17 protein-coding genes and 1 riboswitch are annotated in these 18,783 nt (G+C 49.7%); of the genes, 13 read left to right on the top strand and 4 right to left on the bottom strand.

The genetic code is table 11. From position 1 onward, the window contains the following. Nucleotide 1 precedes the first annotated feature (1 nt). Together H9Q13_RS02790 and H9Q13_RS02795 are read right to left on the bottom strand one after the other, a co-directional pair. Complete coding sequence (locus H9Q13_RS02790) at nt 2–454, bottom strand: GNAT family N-acetyltransferase (RefSeq protein WP_191182217.1); 453 nt, start codon at nt 452–454, stop codon at nt 2–4. After that, complete coding sequence (locus H9Q13_RS02795; protein WP_191182218.1) at nt 394–2,001, bottom strand: sodium:solute symporter family protein; 1,608 nt, start codon at nt 1,999–2,001, stop codon at nt 394–396. Before H9Q13_RS02795 ends, H9Q13_RS02790 begins: the two co-directional genes overlap by 61 nt. A 1,136-nt stretch (nt 2,002–3,137) precedes the next feature. Between H9Q13_RS02795 and H9Q13_RS02800 the strand changes: the two genes are divergently transcribed. The 5 genes from H9Q13_RS02800 to H9Q13_RS02820 all read left to right on the top strand — a co-directional run bounded on the left by H9Q13_RS02800 (nt 3,138) and on the right by H9Q13_RS02820 (nt 8,167). Further along, on the top strand, nt 3,138–3,635 hold the full coding sequence (locus tag H9Q13_RS02800; protein WP_191182219.1) for a hypothetical protein: 498 nt from the start codon (nt 3,138–3,140) through the stop codon (nt 3,633–3,635). A gap of 306 nt (nt 3,636–3,941) precedes the next feature. Beyond that, nucleotides 3,942–4,517, top strand: a complete 576-nt coding sequence (locus tag H9Q13_RS02805) for an SUKH-4 family immunity protein (RefSeq protein WP_191182220.1) — start codon at nt 3,942–3,944, stop codon at nt 4,515–4,517. A gap of 157 nt (nt 4,518–4,674) precedes the next feature. After that, nucleotides 4,675–5,238 carry a DUF4256 domain-containing protein gene (locus tag H9Q13_RS02810; protein WP_191182221.1) on the top strand — a complete coding sequence of 188 codons (564 nt, stop codon included), beginning with the start codon at nt 4,675–4,677 and terminating at the stop codon, nt 5,236–5,238. Between the two features lie 79 nt (nt 5,239–5,317). Beyond that, nucleotides 5,318–5,387: riboswitch (Fluoride riboswitch) on the top strand. 44 nt (nt 5,388–5,431) lie between these two features. Further along, complete coding sequence (locus H9Q13_RS02815; RefSeq protein WP_191182222.1) at nt 5,432–6,775, top strand: voltage-gated chloride channel family protein; 1,344 nt, start codon at nt 5,432–5,434, stop codon at nt 6,773–6,775. Nucleotides 6,776–6,994: 219 nt separating this feature from the next. After that, nucleotides 6,995–8,167 (top strand): aspartyl protease family protein, encoded by a 1,173-nt coding sequence (locus H9Q13_RS02820; protein WP_317173862.1) that lies wholly within the window; start codon nt 6,995–6,997, stop codon nt 8,165–8,167. Nucleotides 8,168–8,175: 8 nt separating this feature from the next. On the opposite strand, the gene H9Q13_RS02825 is transcribed toward H9Q13_RS02820, so the two are convergent. Then, complete coding sequence (locus H9Q13_RS02825; RefSeq protein ID WP_191182224.1) at nt 8,176–8,454, bottom strand: hypothetical protein; 279 nt, start codon at nt 8,452–8,454, stop codon at nt 8,176–8,178. Between the two features lie 636 nt (nt 8,455–9,090). Between H9Q13_RS02825 and H9Q13_RS02830 the strand changes: the two genes are divergently transcribed. The 8 genes from H9Q13_RS02830 to argH all read left to right on the top strand — a co-directional run bounded on the left by H9Q13_RS02830 (nt 9,091) and on the right by argH (nt 17,822). After that, the gene (locus H9Q13_RS02830) at nt 9,091–9,759 is read left to right on the top strand and encodes a GNAT family N-acetyltransferase (RefSeq protein ID WP_191182225.1); all 669 of its coding nucleotides are present in this window, start codon (nt 9,091–9,093) and stop codon (nt 9,757–9,759) included. Nucleotides 9,760–9,765: 6 nt separating this feature from the next. Continuing rightward, complete coding sequence (locus H9Q13_RS02835) at nt 9,766–10,962, top strand: argininosuccinate synthase (RefSeq protein ID WP_191182226.1); 1,197 nt, start codon at nt 9,766–9,768, stop codon at nt 10,960–10,962. After that, the gene (gene argC, locus H9Q13_RS02840; RefSeq protein ID WP_191182227.1) at nt 10,962–11,963 is read left to right on the top strand and encodes an N-acetyl-gamma-glutamyl-phosphate reductase; all 1,002 of its coding nucleotides are present in this window, start codon (nt 10,962–10,964) and stop codon (nt 11,961–11,963) included. The genes H9Q13_RS02835 and argC overlap by 1 nt, the downstream gene beginning before the upstream one ends. Nucleotides 11,964–12,067: 104 nt before the next feature. After that, entirely contained in the window at nt 12,068–13,219 is a 1,152-nt protein-coding gene (locus H9Q13_RS02845) for an aspartate aminotransferase family protein (protein ID WP_191182228.1), read from the top strand. Continuing rightward, nucleotides 13,216–14,169, top strand: coding sequence for an N-acetylornithine carbamoyltransferase (locus H9Q13_RS02850; protein WP_191182229.1), 954 nt, complete (start codon nt 13,216–13,218; stop codon nt 14,167–14,169). The genes H9Q13_RS02845 and H9Q13_RS02850 overlap by 4 nt, the downstream gene beginning before the upstream one ends. Before the next feature lie 165 nt (nt 14,170–14,334). Continuing rightward, nucleotides 14,335–15,132 carry an acetylglutamate kinase gene (argB, locus tag H9Q13_RS02855; RefSeq protein WP_191182230.1) on the top strand — a complete coding sequence of 266 codons (798 nt, stop codon included), beginning with the start codon at nt 14,335–14,337 and terminating at the stop codon, nt 15,130–15,132. Then, the gene (locus H9Q13_RS02860) at nt 15,125–16,189 is read left to right on the top strand and encodes a M20 family metallo-hydrolase (protein WP_191182231.1); all 1,065 of its coding nucleotides are present in this window, start codon (nt 15,125–15,127) and stop codon (nt 16,187–16,189) included. The genes argB and H9Q13_RS02860 overlap by 8 nt, the downstream gene beginning before the upstream one ends. A gap of 301 nt (nt 16,190–16,490) precedes the next feature. Then, the gene (argH, locus tag H9Q13_RS02865) at nt 16,491–17,822 is read left to right on the top strand and encodes an argininosuccinate lyase (RefSeq protein ID WP_191182232.1); all 1,332 of its coding nucleotides are present in this window, start codon (nt 16,491–16,493) and stop codon (nt 17,820–17,822) included. A 97-nt stretch (nt 17,823–17,919) separates the two neighbouring features. Here argH and H9Q13_RS02870 read toward each other — a convergent pair whose 3' ends face one another. Beyond that, nucleotides 17,920–18,606 carry an MCP four helix bundle domain-containing protein gene (locus tag H9Q13_RS02870; protein WP_191182233.1) on the bottom strand — a complete coding sequence of 229 codons (687 nt, stop codon included), beginning with the start codon at nt 18,604–18,606 and terminating at the stop codon, nt 17,920–17,922. Nucleotides 18,607–18,783: the final 177 nt, after the last annotated feature.

The raw sequence follows: 18,783 nt of genomic DNA on the forward strand, positions 1-18,783 counted from the left end.
CTTATCGCATTAGTCTGTATTCCAAATATTTGTTGGTGAAGCCCATCTTCTCGTACAAGTGGCGGGCCGGGTTGTCGGGCTCCACGTGCAGGGCAATGCTGCCAGAGGTATTTTCGGTAGCCAGCTGCACGAGCTTTTTACCGACACCCTTACCACGCTGACTGCCATGCACAGCCACGTATACCAGAATGTTCTCCGGTATATACCCGCTCATGCCGGTATTGTTCAGAATAAGCGCTCCTACGACCTGGCCATTTTCTCGGGCCACCAGTACCGAGCCGCCCTTGCCTTCTGCCGTTGACAAGGCATAGTCCATGCATTTGGCAATATCTTGTCGGGCATCGCCGTACTGGTCCAGGTGGTGAAACAGGAAGTCGAGCACCTCATCGCGGTTTAGTTGCTGGTGATTGGTTGGGGTATGGATTTCGTATTGGACGGAGTTGTTGTCTGCCATTTCTCTTTCTTAGTTTTATTGGGGTATAGTATAGTTAACGTAATGTAAAGTACCAATGCGGCGGTTAAGCCGAATAAATTAGGGTCGAGGCCGTAAGGAAGCCTGAAATGAATCCCCAATAACGGCATTTCTACGAATTTATCGGCATTCATGGTTGTCTGTAGCAGGATGGTGGTAAAGCCGCCAACGAGCATGGACCAGAAAGCGGCCACGTTGCTGCGTCGTTTCCAGAACAGCGCCCCGATGATCGGCACAAACAAACCAGATACCATAAAGGCGTAGGAATAGAGCATAAGATCGAGCACGTTGGTCATGGTGGTAGCTAAAGCAAGTGCCAGGGCACCGACCAGCAGCGTGATCAGTTGCGAAAGGCGCAGCATGTGGGGCGAATCCGGATCTGATTTGGTGAAGTGCCCGATCACGTCTGTCACGATATTGCCCGAAGAAGCCATCAGGCAGCTGTCGGCTGTGGAGAGAATCGCCGAGAAGTAGGCCGAGAGCATAAGCCCCATCAGACCCACGGGCAGCACCGAGCGCAACAGCATAGGCAATCCGGTTTCGGGGTCCACCACACCGCCTGCGCCCAGGGCATCGAACATGCCTTGCTCGGCCGCCACGCGGGCCAGTATACCCAAGCTCACCCCCATAAAGGCCATAACCGGCCATTCGAACAAACCGGCCAGGTACCAGGCGCGTTTAGCCGTTTTCTCATCCCGGCAGGCATATATGCGCTGGTAGAGCGTCATGCCGACAAACCAGATCGGGATGATAGTGATCGCCCAGTTCACGATCTGCTGCCAGGTGATGTTGGTGAGCGTCAGGAATTCGGATGGCAGGGTCGTACGGATGGCCTCCATGCTGCGGCCGGACTGCGCCGATACCCAGGCAAAATCCGTCAGCTTGGCAATGCCGATATGCTCTACGCCGCCCCCGACTGCCAAAAAGGACACAGGTATACCGATGAAGATAAGTCCGCCCATCAGGATGGCCCACTGGATGGTGTCGGTATAGATAACGGCTTTGAGGCCGCCCATTACGGTATAGACCACCGCAATGATGCCCATGATGAGCAGGGCCGTGTTAAGGTCGAGGTCGATGAAGGTGCCGCTGGCAAGTTTGGCGCCGGCCAGAATCTGGGAACTGGTGAAGCCGGTATAGCCAATGGCGGAAATAATACCAGCCAGCAGCGCCACCCGGGCGTTGAAGTAATGTCCGAAGATTTGCGGAAAGGTGAGAAACTTGTCGAAAGCCGGATTGCGCTTGACCTTAGGTATGAGAAACACCGCCGCCAGCCAGGCACCGAGCAAACCGGTGAACAGCATCCAGGCACCCGAAAGGCCCATCACGAAGCCGAGACCACCCAACCCGATGGAAAAGCCGCCGCCCACATCTGTGGCTACCACTGAGAGGCCAATGTGCCCGCTACTCATATTTCGTCCGCCTACATAGTAATCGTCTGCGCCCTGGTTCTTTTTGAGAAAGTAAAAACCAACCCCCAGCATAGCCAGCATGTAGAGGACGAAAATAGAAAGGTCAAGAATGTGCATGTGTTAGAATAGTATAAGTTTGTGATCGGGTTTTAAGTATGGGTATTTTTGAATATACTCAAATTTTTGCAGAATTGCCTGGTTTTAGTCAGAAAAGTAGGTTTTTAAGTGGATAGTGCTTGATGTAGCTTGTAGTTTTTGTGCAAAATGGTGGGAGTGGTTATACCTTGTACCTGTCTTTAAATTGTGCTGGGTAAGGCTTGGTTTTGTTAAGATATTACTATTTGATAGAGGGTGTTATTTTGAGGATTTTAGCCCTTAGAATCACTTCAAGGATTGATAGCTAACAGGTTTTAGAAATAGCCTATAAAAAGGAAGGTATAAGCGAGATTAAATGGAAAATTGCTGTATATTAGCTTAAGTGTATATTGTGTGTGTTGCGGTTCGTTGAATAACGTGATTTCGCTCCACACATAGTGCAGACAGTAGGAGTAGGTACTCCTGCTAGCAGATAGTTGGCCGTGATTGGGATTATTTTCAGATTTAAAAGTGGTGCGATTTTCAGGCTTCCAAGGGCTGGGCGGCATCAAAGGCCAAAAGTCTCAGCAACCGGCTGGCAGAGAGCCAAAGGCATAAATGGAATTTTGGCCTGAAGTCTTGCCTCGGCGAAGCCGGGAGAAAGCCTCGGCTTTCGGACGGGGGCGTCCAGGCAAGACTTTGGTGGGGCGAAGTTATACTTGAGAAATGACAAAGTCAAGCATTCAACTTCGGCACAGGAGGCTCTCTGCCAGCCGGTTGCGTCAACAGGGAGGCCCATGATTGATTAGTCTTTCTACCGATTGTGGCCAGCCCGGAGCCTGACGCCTTCGGAAACATTGCCGATACGGAGCATCAACAGTATTTCCTCCGGCTAAAGCACCACTTAGAAGTTGATTTTTAAAAGGAGAAAATAACCCAACCATGCAGGGTGCTTTCCCTAAAAAAATAAAAAGAGAAAGTTCGCATTAACCCGGACAGAAAAAGGGAAAACACCCTCGACCAACACCGTCCAGATGCCATTGGAGGAACCTTGCCGAGCACAGCGAGCCTCCAACGAGACACCATCTGGACTAACGTTACATGCAATTATAAGTATGAAAAAATTTTCTATTCTATTTGTTATACTAAGCTCATGTGCAGCCAAAGATAGCATTAGAATGGAGCGACAGAATTTTGGACCTTTCTCCATTGACCTGCCAGCAGATTGGAAAGTGAATGAAGTGCAAGGAATTGATTCCTACGTCAGAGAAATAGTTACAGGTGACGGAGATACCGTCCGCTTTGATTATGGACCTTATTCAAATTCATTGGAAGAGCCAAGTATAAGAATGTACCCAAGCAGCATGCTTTCATGGTTTTTGGAAAGGGAAATTGACACAACAGGAATGGTGTTCCTTGACAAGGAGAAAATAGAAGAGTCTGACAGGGAGAAGTACAGAAAATGGAAAAATTCCTTTGAAGCGATTGACGGTTATAAGGCTAAAATAGTAGAACCTAAAGTAGCTGGGCACGGACTGACTGGAGTATACTTCGATAGTTTGGGATTTGGGAATATGGGTAAGCTTATGCTACAGATTTCTGGTAGAAACCTTACACCACAAAACAATGACTCATTCCTTAAATCAATCAGAACTATCAAAATAAAGGAAAAATAAAAGCATGTAACAAGGTGCAGCACTTATGCTCAGCTATGCTTCGCCCATTAGCTGCACTAGCACGTTGGCGGTAACAAATATTATAAATGAACGGGACAGTAAAAATTCTAATTGGTTCAGCCTTGCTCCTGATTGGTGTTGTTGTATTATATAAAGCAATTACAGATTTACATTCTAAAGGGGTTGGGTTTGGAGGTAACATTAAAATTCTTTCAAGCTCCATAATTTTCATTTTGGCGGGTATATACCTTATCATAGAAAGTTTGTAGCAATGTAGAAGTAGTGCTTTCCCTTAACCACTAAGCAATGGATTATAAAGAGCTGATAAAAGATTGGGAGTCTGAAAAGCTATTTAAATTTAGTATACATGACCTATCTGGTAAAGGGTTGAATGAAGAAACAGCAGACTTTCTATCAAGTGTCGGACTACCAACATCTGCTGCACCATTCTTATCATTTGCTGGTGACTCAGAAAAGGAATTAAGTAGCATCTTTGACACCTTTGAGACGGGAGAGGATAGTCATAAATACTATCTAAGTATAGGCTCTGACGGTGTTGGTGACCCTGTTTGCATAGACCTTCAGAATGAATGCCAAGTCGTGACTTTGAACCATGAAGAAGACTTCGAGCCAACATTCATGAACTCTTCAGTTAAAGAGTTATTTCAGTTTCTAACTCTATACAAAATATTTGTTGAAGAAGTAATTAGAGTAAATGGCGAAGACGCCTTTCTTGACGCAGACTTCACAGATAGCCAGTACGAAGAATTGAACAAGGCTATGGAAGCAGCAGACAATAAAGCGCTTAGAACTAATACCTTTTGGGTGCAGGAGCTTGCTCAATTATTAGGGAATAGGGAATACTACCAGAATCAAAAATAAGAATTACAGGTGCTAACAAGGCACAGGCTCTATACTCGGCTTCGCCTCGTTCACAGCCTGTACAAGCCGTTCTTGATTATACTTAATGACTACTCTACCCAATTGGCATAAATTCAATTCGAATATTTTTTAAAATATATGACAACACTATTTCATTATGAGACTTGAAAAAGAATTGCCACCATCACAACACCAAGAACTACTCAACAACCTAAAAACCCGCTTCGATAAAAACACAAATCGCCACGCAGGTATAGCATGGACTAACGTACAACCAAAGCTGGAAGCGAACCCTGCCAAAATGTGGTCGCTACAAGAAATGGAAATGACAGGCGGCGAACCGGATGTTGTCGGGTATGACGAGACTACTGGCGAATTTATTTTCGTGGACTGCGCAGCGGAAAGTCCGAAGGGCCGCAGAAGCATTTGTTACGATCGCGAAGGGCTGGAGTCCAGGAAAGAGCACAGACCGGAAAACAATGCGGTAGACATGGCCGCCGCTATGGGCATTGAGCTGTTAACCGAAGTTCAATACCGTGAGCTGCAGCAGATGGGGGAGTTCGATACGAAAACATCGAGCTGGGTGCAGACACCTGCCGACATCAGGAAACTCGGTGGGGCGCTTTTTTGTGATCGTCGCTTTGGCCATGTCTTCCTCTATCACAACGGAGCACAGTCTTACTATGCTGGCCGTGCTTTTCGCGGTATGCTGCGGGTATAAACAATGTGCAAGTCTGGTGGACAGTTTACCTATTTGTGCCTTGTCGGTTTGCCTTAAACAGACACTAATTCCTATATTTGCAGCAGATGGCAATGGGGTTTGCCCTGAACCGCCGGTAAGCTGCTCCGGCTGATAACTCCTACCGCGTGTGTGCAGGTTTTCCTGTACGCCAGGACAGTTATCCCTATACCTTATGTCAAGACCATCTAACCCAACTGCTGTTTTCAAAGCGATTCTCCGACTCGTGCTGGCCACTGGCGAACAGGGTGCTGCCTTGCTTTATACTTTCAAGTGGCTCCTGATCTGTATCTTGATTGGTTTGCTGGTCGGCTCGGCCTCCGCCTTTTTCCTGGTTTCGCTCGACTGGGTGACGAACTACCGCGAAGAAAACACCTGGATCATTGCCCTGTTGCCATTGGGCGGGCTTGTAATTGGCTTGCTATACCATTACTATGGCGGAAGATCGGTGAAAGGCAACAACCTGCTGCTCGAAGAAATTCATACCCCGCGGGAGCGTATCCCTTTCCGGATGGCTCCGCTCGTCTTGTTTGGCACATTGGTAACGCACCTTTTCGGAGGCTCCGCCGGACGGGAGGGCACCGCCGTGCAGATGGGCGGTACCATTGCCGATCAGTTCACAAAAGTGTTTCGCCTGCGACCCCGTGATCGCAAACTGCTGATCACGGCAGGTATAAGCGCGGGGTTTGCCTCGTTGTTTGGTACGCCGCTGGCAGGGGCTATTTTCGGATTGGAGGTGTTTGTGGTCGGGCGCATCCGCTATGAATCGCTGCTGCCGAGCTTCCTGGCGGCCGTCATCGCGGACTATACCTGTCACCACCTCTGGGGAGTGAGCCACACCGTTTATGCGATCCCTTTTGTGCCGGAGCTCTCGGTTACCGGCTTTGTTTCAGCCCTGCTGGCCGGTGTTGTTTTCGGTCTGGCAGGTATGGTATTTTCCAAGGCAACTTTGTTGTGGGGCAACATCTTTCAGCGCTATATTTCCTATGCACCCCTGCGGCCTGTGGTTGGTGGTGTGGTGCTAGCGGGAGTCGTGTTTGCCATCGGCACCACCAAGTATGTGGGTTTGGGCGTACCGACAATCCTAGCTGCTTTTTCCGATCCGTTGCCGGTATACGATAGTGTGGTCAAGATCCTGTTTACTTCCTTCACCTTGGGGGCTGGATTTAAAGGAGGGGAGGTGACGCCGTTATTCTTCACTGGGGCCACCTTGGGAAATGCGTTGTCGCAGGCCGTCCCTTTGCCAATGGCCCTGCTGGCAGGTATGGGCTTTGTGGCGGTTTTTGCAGGTGCCACCAATACGCCGCTTACTTGTACCATCATGGCCATCGAGTTGTTTGGGGCAGAGAGTAGTGTTTACATGGCACTGGCCTGCGTAACGGCTTACATTTTCTCGGGGCATTCCGGCATATACGGATCACAGGTGATAGGCAGTCCGAAGCACATCTTTTTTGGGCGTGACAAGGGGCAGCGGCTTTCGTCCCTGCCAGCGTCACGGCCCAAAAAGCCCACGCGCTAACACAGCCTCTATTTCCAGATATAAGTACATTAGTTGATGTCTACATAGGATTTAATCAATTAATTGCGGTATTCCACCTATCTTGTCTGCAAAGTTGCGTATATAATATAAGGCTGATTATCTGAGTCTTATGTAGCATACGCCATGGCAAGGACTTCCACACTTCTATCCCTTATTCTTATTTTCTGCTTTGTTTCCAATGAAGCTATAGGGCAGCTTGTGGCAAAAGACTCGGTATATTTCACCTCCAAGCGCAAGAAAATCACCATTCCTTTCAAGCTGGTTCACAACCTGGTCATCATACCGGTTCAGATTAACGATTCGCAGCCCCTCAACTTCATACTAGACTCCGGCGTGAAAAACACGCTGATCACGCGCCTGCACTACTCCGATTCGCTTAGCCTCAACCAGGCAGATAAAATTACCATACAGGGATTGGGTGTAGGCTCCGAAATTCATGCGCTTTATTCGAGCGGTAATACCATGCAATTGCCGGGCATTCGGGGAGACAACCACCAGGTATACGTGCTCATGGAGGATGTCTTTAACCTGTCTACCCGTATGGGGATGTCGGTGCACGGCATCATCGGCTACGACATTTTCCGGAATTTTATCGTGAAGATCAATTACAGCTCCAAAACCCTGACGCTCTACCGACCCGACATTGAACTGAAAGTACCGAAGCGGGGCGAGGTATACCCGTTGCAGATTGAGAACACAAAGGCCTATGTGGAGGCTGGCGTAAAGCAGCACAACGGCGATTCCATAAAAGTGAAGCTGGTGATCGACACGGGGGCCAGTCACTCGGTGTCGCTATACCTGCCAACCGATGATCGGCTGCAGCTGCCCCCGAAAGTAATGGAAGCCTACCTGGGCAGGGGACTGAGCGGGGACATCAACGGCAAAATAGGCCGTATCAATAGCTTTATGCTGGGCAGGTATGAGATCCAGGATTTGCCGGCTTCGTATCCGGATGAAGAATCGATCAAGGCGGCGATCAACCTGGCTAACCGAAACGGCAACCTCGGCTCCGATATTCTGAAGCGCTTTACAGCCATATTTGATTATCCGCACCAACGCCTGATCCTGGTGCCCAACAAGAAATACCGCGAACCGTTCTACTACAACATGACAGGCCTGGAGATCAGTACGCCGTTGCCAGGCGCCAATTTCTATATCGTGTCCCATGTCATCGAAGACTCCCCAGCCAAACTCAGCGGCCTGATGCCCGGCGATCAGCTGCTCAACATCAACGGGCGTGATTGCAAAGAACTGGCCTTGGAAGAAGTGCTGGAGTTGTTCGACACTAAGCCCGGCCGCAAGGTGCGCATGAAACTAAAGCGCGATTCCAAATATGTGAACGTGGAAATGGTGCTGCAGAGCCGGATTTAAGCTACTGCTTACTGCTGGCTCATATCCAGGTATACCTGAAACAACAAGAGCAACACCGCCATGACGATAAGCCCCAAGCCAACGTATAGCCTTACTTTTGGAACAGGAGGTACCACCACATTACCTGCTTCATCCACTTTTTTGAACCGCAGGTTCGACAGGATCAAGCCGTTGCCAAAGCTAAGCCAGATCGCCGCCGTTAGGGCTTCGCGTGTGAGAAAGAGAGAAGCCGTGCCAATGGCCGAGAACAGGATGCCGATGATGACACTTAGTGAAAAATTCTTCATGCAGGTATAAACTGGGTATAGCTGTCCGGCCGGGCCGGTTGTTATGGAGACGCAAGTTAAACAAAGCTGCAGGATTCGCCATCACCCAGCCTGGGCTGAATGATGATTTTGATGATGGGCAGAAAAATGAAGCTCAAAACTGATTCGAAATTAATTTAGTTGAGTGTCACCCAATTACATATATATATCACTTGATGTTGTAACATTTTAATGGGTTTTATTATTTTTATCATAAAATAAAACCAAGACTTGTTTAAATCGATAATAATTGCAAACCTTTGTTTTGTAAGTAGGCAAAAGCCTTAAACTTTTTTAGAACGCATAGTTGAAAATGAAAAAAAAGCCGACTTTATCATCTGTGATGGTAAATCACCTTTCGCTGAAGGGTGCGTCTTTTTCTATCCTGTCTGCCAGGATAGTTTTGAGGGCTATTAACGCCGTGGTCCGCTACAGGCCCTAGGCCGACATGCTTCCCGACCGCCTACGCAGTGGTCATTCTTCCCCTTTATATTTTTCTGAATAAGCACCTGATCAAGGAACTACGGTAACGTATCGCCTGCAGCTGTTGTATTCCTATATTTTTCAATTGTAAAAATTCGCTTTGCGCAAGCAGGGCCCGGGTATATATTTTCCAGAATGAGCAATCAATCTCCCTTTATCATTACAGTTGCCAGTGCGCAACACACCTCCTATGCCGAGCAGATCTGCGACGAGATGGAGTCTTCGGCCAAAGCCCGTGGCACAGGTATAGCTAAACGCACACCCGAGTACATTGCCCAGAAAATGCTGGAAGGCAAGGCGGTGATCGCGCTGGACGTGAATGGCGTGTGGGCCGGTTTCTGCTACATCGAAACCTGGAGCCACGGCAAGTACGTGGCCAACTCCGGTTTGATTGTGTCGCCGGAGCTGCGCAAAAGCGGCCTGGCCAAGCTCATCAAGCAGGAGATATTCCAGCTGTCGCGCAGCAAGTACCCGGATGCCAAGATCTTCGGATTGACGACTGGCCTGGCCGTGATGAAGATCAACTCCGACCTGGGCTACCGTCCGGTTACGTATTCGGAGCTGACGGACGACGACGCGTTTTGGAGCGGTTGCAAAAGCTGCGTGAACTACGATATTCTGATGATGAAGGACCGCAGTAACTGCCTCTGCACGGCCATGCTCTATGACCCGGCGCGGGAGCAGAAGCCCATTGCGCGGGAGCAGCTCCAAATTCTCACGCCGATAGAAGAGGCTATACCTGCGGGTTATGGCACCTTCGCGCAAAGCCACGGAAATCAACACAGTAACCCGACAAGCATTTAAAATATCATGAAGAAGAAAGTTGTTTTAGCCTTCAGCGGCGGCCTGGATACCTCTTATTGTGTGAAGTACCTCAAGGCAGAAATGGGGCTTGAAGTGCACTCGGTGCTGGTGAACACCGGCGGTTTTTCGGACGAAGAGTTGCAGCAGACCGAGCAGCGCGCCTACGACCTGGGCGTAGCGCAGCACACCAACCTCGACGAGACTGAGTATTACTACCAGAGCTGCATCAAGTACCTGATCTTCGGGAACGTGCTGAAGAACAACACCTATCCGCTGTCGGTAAGTGCGGAACGCGTGACGCAGGCGATGGCCATTGCCCGCCACGCCAAGGCCCTGGGTGCCGATTACGTAGCGCATGGCAGCACAGGAGCCGGCAACGACCAGGTGCGCTTCGACATGATCTTCCATGTAATGATTCCGGATATCCAGATCATCACACCAATCCGTGACAACAAGCTTTCCCGCGAAGAGGAGATCGAATACCTGAAGCAGCACGGCGTGGAGTACGACTTCGTGAAGGCGCAGTATTCCATCAACAAAGGGATCTGGGGCACTTCGGTTGGCGGCAAAGAAACACTGACTTCGCACCTGCCATTGCCGGAATCCGCTTACCCGACCCAACTTACCAAAGAGCAGCCGGAGCGTGTGACCTTGCATTTCGAGAAAGGGGAGCTGACAGGTATAAACGACCAGGTATACGACAGTCCGGTGGCGGCCATTCAGGCGCTGCAAGGTATAGCGGGGCCTTTCGCTATTGGCCGCGACATCCACGTGGGCGATACGATCATCGGCATCAAGGGCCGGGTTGGTTTTGAGGCGGCCGCTCCGATGGTGATCATCAAGGCGCACCATACCCTGGAGAAACACGTGCTCACCAAGTGGCAGCTTTACTGGAAAGACCAGTTGGCTACCTGGTATGGCAACTGGCTGCACGAAGGGCAGTTCATCGACCCGACCATGCGCAACATCGAGACCTTCCTGCAGGAAACGCAGGAGAACGTGACCGGCAAGGTACATGTGCTGCTGGCGCCCTACCGCTTCCAGGTAGAAGGGATTGAATCAGAGCATGACCTGATGTCGTCGAAGTTTGGCAGCTACGGCGAGATGAACAATGCCTGGTCTGGTGAGGATGTGAAAGGCTTCTCGAAGATCTTCGGCAACCAGGCCATGATGTACCACAAGATCAACAACACGGAGCTATAATGGCAGCAAGTATAAAAGCAGGTATAGTAGGAGGAGCAGGGTATGCCGGAGGCGAACTGCTGCGTTTACTGTTGCTTCACCCCAACGTAGAGCTTGCTTTCGTGCAGAGCCGCAGCCAGGCAGGCAAGCCGGTTTACGCCGCGCACCCCGATTTGCTAGGCGAAACCGAGCTGGCTTTTTGCGCTGATGCTGCCATACCAGTTGATGTGCTTTTCCTTTGTGCCGGACACGGGGAGGCCGCCAAGTTTCTGGCAGAAAATGAAGTTCCAACTGAGACAAAGATCATTGATCTGAGTCAGGATTTCCGCTGGCACGAAGGTACGTCAGGCGACACAGTGGATGCCAGTGGCAGAAGCTTTGTGTATGGATTGCCGGAGTTGCAGCGCGAGCAGATACAGCAGGCGCAATACATTGCCAACCCGGGCTGTTTCGCCACAGGTATACAGCTGGCTTTGCTGCCGCTGGCTAAACAAAGTTTGCTGACTTCTGATGTTCATGTAAGCGGCATCACCGGTTCTACCGGCGCGGGTCAAAGTCTGAGTGCGACCTCGCATTTCAGTTGGAGAACAGAGAATGTTTCGACTTATAAAGTGATGGAGCATCAGCACCTGCGTGAGATAAAACGCAGTCTGCTATACCTGCAACCAGAAGGCCAGTCGGATATTCATTTTATACCTTACCGCGGACCGTTTGCCCGAGGCATTTTCATTACCGCCTACCTCCAATCGGGGCTTTCGCTGGAAGAAGCGCAGGCACTGTATAAGAGCTATTATGGTGGGCATCCATTTACGATTATTTCAGATCAGAATCCAGACTTGAAACAAGTGGTGAACACCAACAAATGCGTGCTATACCTGCAGAAACACGGCAGCATGCTCGTCATCACCAGCCTAATCGACAACCTGCTGAAAGGCGCTGCCGGACAAGCAGTACAGAACATGAACCTAGTCTTCGGGTTGGAAGAGACAACCGGTTTGAAATTGAAAGCCACAGCGTTTTAACAGTTAACAGTAATCAGTAAACAATTAACAATCAACAATGCTTGCATACCCTAGAACCCTTTTCTACATCTATTTCCTAACCTCCTATATCTAATTATATAGCCATGAACCTCTTCGACGTTTACCCGCTCTTCGATATTGAGCCAGTTAGAGCCGCCGGCCTGTCCGTTTGGGATAAGGAAGGCAGAAAATACCTCGACCTGTACGGCGGCCACGCTGTTATCTCCATCGGTCATTCCCATCCACATTATGTAAAACGCATAGCGCGCCAGCTATACGACATCGGATTCTACTCCAATGCTGTGCAAATGCCTATGCAGCAGGAACTGGCCGAAAAGCTCGGTCAACTCAGCGGCTATCCGGACTACAGTCTGTTTTTGTGCAACTCCGGTGCCGAGGCGAATGAGAATGCGCTAAAACTGGCCTCTTTTCAGACAGGACGCAAAAAGGTCATCACTTTCAAAAGCTCTTTCCATGGCCGTACCTCCGCTGCCGTGGCGGCAACCGACGACACGGCTATAATCGCGCCTATCAACGAAACGGAGAATATAATTTTCCTGCCCTTCAATGATGCGCCTGCTTTTGAAAAGGCCTTGCAGGAATATGGACAGGAGTTGGCAGCTGTGATCGTGGAAGGTATACAGGGCGTTGGCGGGGTAAACATTCCGGAGCCGGATTTTCTGAAAGCGTTGGAAGCTGGTTGTAAACGTGTAGGAGCACTGTTGATTTTGGATGAGGTTCAGTCGGGTTACGGACGTTCAGGTAAATTTTTCGCGCACCAACATGCAGGTATCAAGCCGGATCTGATCACAGTAGCGAAGGGGATGGGCAATGGTTTTCCGGTAGGCGGCGTGCTGATCAGTCCTGAGATCGATGCGCGTCATGGTATGCTGGGCACTACTTTTGGCGGTAACTATCTGGCTTGCGCGGCTTCACTGGCCGTGCTGGAGGTCATCGAAAACGAGGAGTTGCTGGAAAATGCCACTATCATGGGCCACTACCTGAAAGAGAAACTGCAAGGTATGCCAGGCGTGAAAGAAGTGCGCGGACAAGGGCTTATGATTGGCATAGAGCTATATGAGCCATGCGCCGCTATCCGCAAAGAACTGTTGAACGAGTACTGCATTTTCACCGGCAGTTCATCCAACAAGAACACCCTGCGCCTGTTGCCATCTCTGACTGTAAGCAAATCGGAAGCAGACCAGTTCCTGAAAGCATTTTCCTCTATTCTCTCTAAAAAAGTACTCGCATCATGAAGCATTTCACTTCCGTACACGATGTGCAGGACGTAGCGGCCCTGGTGGATGAGGTATTGCAACTAAAGCAATCGCCGTATGCACACAAATCGCTGGGCCAGGACAAAACCCTCGGCCTGATCTTCCTGAATCCTAGTCTGCGTACCCGCCTGAGCACCCAGAAAGCAGGTATGAACCTGGGCATGAACGTGATGGTGATGAACCTGGACAAAGAAGGCTGGGCACTTGAAACGCAGGAAGGCGTGATCATGAACGGCACCACGGTAGAGCACATCAAAGAAGCCGCCGCCGTAATGGGACAGTACTGTGATATTATAGGGCTGCGCTCTTTCCCGAAACTGCAGGACAGAGAAGAGGACTACAGCGAAGACCTGCTCAACAAATTCATTCAATACGCCAAGGTGCCGGTAGTGAGTCTGGAATCGGCAACCCGGCACCCGCTGCAGAGCCTGGCCGACCTGGTAACGATTAAAGAGCAGAAGGTATCCGGTAAAAAACCCAAGGTTGTGCTGAGCTGGGCACCGCATATCAAGCCCATCCCTCAATGTGTGGCCAACTCATTTGCCGAGTGGATGCAGCAAGCGGATGTAGAACTTGTGATCGCCAATCCGGAAGGTTATGACCTGTCAGAGGAGTTTACCCAAGGCGCACAGGTGTTGCACAACCAGAATGAAGCATTGGAGGGAGCCGATTTTGTATATGTCAAGAACTGGTCGAGCTACGAGAATTACGGACAGGTGCTGACAGACGGCGAAGGTTGGATGATCACCAATGAGAAACTGGCCTTAACTAATAATGCGAAGGTAATGCATTGCCTGCCGGTTCGTCGCGGACTCGAACTGAGCCATGAGGTGCTGGACGGCCCGAACTCACTGGTAATTGAGCAAGCCAACAACCGCCTTTATGCAGCACAGGCGGTATTGAAGCGTATGCTGGAAGGGAATAATTGAGTGATCTTGTGATTGAGCGAATGAGTGGTTTTAATCTTTTGCGAAATGGTTCTGTCAACTCTTTCATGACTCAAAGCTTTACGCTGGCTACTTCAAAGATCAGCCATTTAGTAACTTACTAATTCATTCATTCAATCGCTCATTCACTCATTCACTCAATAAAAAATGTACATCATTAAAATAGGCGGAAATGTTTTGGATAACCCGGAGCGGCTGCAGCGTTTTTTGATTGATTTCGCAGCACTGCCCGGACCAAAACTACTGGTGCATGGTGGCGGCAAAATTGCTTCTACTATTGGGCTACAGCTAGGTATAGCGCCTCAGTATGTAGAAGGCCGCCGCCTGACCGACGCTGAAACATTGCGGGTTGTCACGATGGTATACGCGGGTCTTATTAACAAAAACGTAGTAGCTCAACTGCAGGCGCTGGGCTGCAACGCCATTGGAATGACCGGTGCTGACGCCAATGCCATACCTGCCACCAAGCGTCCGGTTAAGGCAATCGACTACGGTTTTGCAGGAGATGTGGGAGGCCCAGAAACGATTAACGCCACAGCCATACAAGCTCTGCTGCAGGCGGGGCTCACTCCGGTGTTCGCGCCGCTCACCCACGATGGAAAAGGGAGTTTACTCAACACCAATGCCGATACTATTGCATCAGTGCTGGCCACAGCTTTGGCTCCATTTTATACTGTCAAGTTGGTCTACTGCTTCGAGAAAAGAGGGGTACTGGCCAATGCAGCAGAGGACGATTCGGTAATTCCGCATATTGATGAGCATACCTATCAACATTTAAAGGCAACAGGTGTGGTAAAAGACGGTATGGTGCCCAAGCTGGACAACGCCTTCGCAGCATTGGAGCAGGGCGTAAAGGCCGTACTGATCGGGGAGGCCGAAGCACTGCCGGAACTTATCGGTGGAGGGAGTTTTTCAGGAACCACGCTAGTATGGCACCATGGATAGATCGCAGCTATACCTATTGGCGCTGGATTTGCTAAAGCAGCTCATCGCTATACCTTCCTTTAGTAGAGAAGAAGACAAAACGGCTGATGTGATCGCTGCATTAATGGAAGCCAAAGGAGTGAAGGTACACCGGAAGCTGAACAATGTGTGGGCGTTCAACAAATTTTATAACCCGGCATTGCCAACGCTGTTGCTTAACTCGCACCACGACACCGTGAAACCCAACTCCAGCTATACCCGTGACCCCTTTGCTGCGACCCTTGAAAATGGTAAACTTTATGGCCTGGGCAGCAATGATGCCGGCGGCTGCCTGGTAGCGCTGTTGGCTACCTTTCTGTACTTTTATGAACAACCGGGCCTACGGTATAATTTTGTATATGCCGCGACGGCAGAAGAAGAAATCTCGGGCAGAAACGGACTTGAACTGATACTGCCGGTGCTGGGCGAACTGGAAGCAGCCATTGTAGGGGAACCTACACTTATGCAGCTGGCTGTTGCAGAGAAAGGCCTTCTGGTGCTGGACTGTGTAGCCAAAGGCCGATCCGGACACGCAGCCCGCGAAGAGGGACTGAACGCCATCTACGAAGCACTGCCGGATATGCAATGGTTTGAGACCTACAGATTCCCGAAAGAGTCGGAGCACCTTGGCCCCGTAAAAATGTCGGTGACGATGGTGCAGGCGGGCACGCAGCACAACGTCGTGCCGGACAAGTGCCAGTTTACGGTGGACGTGCGCCTGACCGATGCCTATACGATGGACGAGGTGCTGGAGGTAATCCGGCAGCATGTAAAAGCTGAAGTAACGCCCCGTTCCATGCGTCTGAAGCCTTCGTCTATACCTATGGAACATCCGCTGGTGCAGGCTGGCATTAAGTTGGGTCGCAGTACTTATGGTTCGCCCACCACATCGGACCAGGCACTGCTTCCTATACCTTCCCTCAAGCTCGGCCCCGGCGATTCGGCTCGCTCGCATATGGCGGATGAGTATATTTACTTGAAGGAGATAGAGGAAGGTATTGCCTTGTTCATTGAGATACTAGAGCAGGTGCTAAGATAGAGGTATCAGGAGCGGGAATCGAACCCGAATCCTGACTAGCGGTACTAGCTTACTAGCGCGGGAATTATTCCCGTGCTTACCCATAATGTGTAGTCTCCGACTACACTGCTTCGTCAGAAGCAAATACATGTATAGCAAACTTGCAACACAAGAAGCTGCTTAAGTAAAGAATCAACCAGGCCAAAGGCCCCAAGAAAGTTAACACTAGCTCGGCGTCTTGCGCAATAAACAGCAAGTGGCAACGCAATCAGATACTAAATACATTCACTCAATCACTCATTCACTCACTCAATCCTAACTCATGAAACTCTGGCAGAAGAATACCAACGTCAAAAAGGAGATAGAGCAATTTACCGTAGGCCGCGATCCGGAATTCGACATGCAGCTGGCCGCTTTTGATGTGCTGGGTTCGCTGGCGCATACGCGCATGTTGGCGCAAGTGGGTCTGTTGGATAAAACCGATCTCGATGCACTGCAGCATGAGATGAAAAATATCTACCGAAGCATTGTAGCCGGTGCGTTTGCCATTGAGCCGGGCGTAGAAGACATTCACTCCCAGGTGGAACTGGAGTTAACCAAAAGATTGGGTGAAGCGGGCAAGAAAATACACAGCGGCCGTTCCCGCAACGACCAGGTGCTGGTAGACCTCAAGCTATACCTGCGCCACGAACTGCAGCAGATTGTAATGGAGGTGAAGGCTTTGTTCGATGTACTGCAGCAGCAGAGCGAGCGGCACCAGGATAAGCTGTTGCCCGGCTATACTCATCTTCAGGTAGCCATGCCATCTTCTTTCGGACTTTGGTTTGGGGCTTATGCCGAGAGTCTGCTCGATGATGTGTTGGGGCTGCAGGCCGCTTATAAAATAACGGACAAAAATCCCTTGGGCTCTGCCGCTGGTTACGGTTCATCTTTCCCGCTCAACCGCAAAATGACGACCGAATTGCTGGGTTTTGAGACCATGAATTACAATGTGGTGTATGCTCAGATGGGCCGTGGCAAGACAGAACGGGTGGTGAGTACAGCCCTTGCCTCAGTAGCGGCAACATTGGCGCGGATGGCCATGGACCTGTGCCTGTACATGAGTCAGAATTTTGCTTTTGTGAGCCTCCCGGATAACCTGACTACCGGCTCCAGCATCATGCCACATAAAAAGAACCCGGATGTGTTCGAAATTATGCGCGGCAAGTGCAACAAGCTGCAGGCACTGCCCACCGAAATATCCATGCTGCTCATCAACCTGCCATCGGGCTACCACCGCGAACTACAGTTGCTGAAAGAGTCGCTATTCCCGGCCTTCACGGAATTGATAGAATGCTTGCAGATGATGGCTTACATGCTGCCACAACTACAAGTGCGTGACAAGATTATGGAGGAGGAAAAGTATAAGTATGCCTTCAGTGTGGATGCCGTTAATGCCGAAGTGCTGGCAGGATTGCCATTCCGGGATGCCTACAAGAAAGTAGGGGAGAGCATAGAGCAAGACACCTTTGCTATACCTGAAACGGTGGCGCATACCCATGAGGGAAGTATAGGCAACTTGTGTAACCAGGAAATTGCCGCACTTATGAACAAAGCCCTGGCCGATTTCAATTTTGAACGGGCCGAAAAAGCATTGCAGGATCTGGTTAAATAAGATATTACTAGAAAAGCCCTTTTGACATGATCGGAAGGGCTTATCTTTCTATTAATGCTGGATGAATTGATGTTTTAAAATTCAGTCAGTCCTGCTCTTAATTCATATGATAGTTCTGCGGCTTGATGTGGCGTAGTTTGCGGGTAGCCTGCAGCAGGGTGGCAACCAACAACGCTATGAACACTGAAAGCCCAATAATCAGGTAAGAAAGCACTTTTAATGTTTTGACCTGCCGCTCAGCAGACTCATAAAGTTCCTGCCCAACTTCGCCTTGCAAACGGATGAGTGTATGTAAAGGCTTCAGCAAATTAAGAAACGCCTCCTGACCTTCCGATTTGTAAAGGAGTTGTGCCCTGGCTTTATTTCCTGTACTGCTCAGGGTTAGAATCTCCTCCTGTACTTTCACGAGCGACGCAAATTGCAGTTTATACTGTGCAAGCTCGGCACTTTCACGCTCAATCAGATAGGTCCGCTCAAATTTGTGTATCAGGGAGTCGATTTCCTGCGTATTCTTTTGCACTAGTTGCTGGAGACTGTCATGTTGTGAATCGCTACCGGAGAGAATATGCTCTTCCAGGTGCATACGATTTTGGTAATAGCGCTCCAAAACCTCCGAAATGTCAAGCGATGGAATCAGCCTGTCCTGGTATACCGATTTAAACTGATTGCTCACCTTCCCGATACTATAGCTGGCAAACCAGTTCGCCAGTACGATAATCGAAAAAACAGCCCCCAACGCAAAAGCTACCTGATCCCGCTTATTAATTCTATAGGCCCAATTCATATTCTTGAAAATGTTCTCCCTACTAATATACTAGTAATAATGGATATAAACCTAGTAAGTATCGTATTGCTGCCTGCAAAGTCTGTGCCCTAACGTTAATTTGGGTTAAATTATTCTTTATAGAATACCAAAAACTTATATGATTGGCAGCGTATAACAGGCACACTAAATGTGTTC

Source organism: Pontibacter aquaedesilientis, from assembly GCF_014773225.1.
GTDB lineage: Bacteria > Bacteroidota > Bacteroidia > Cytophagales > Hymenobacteraceae > Pontibacter > Pontibacter aquaedesilientis.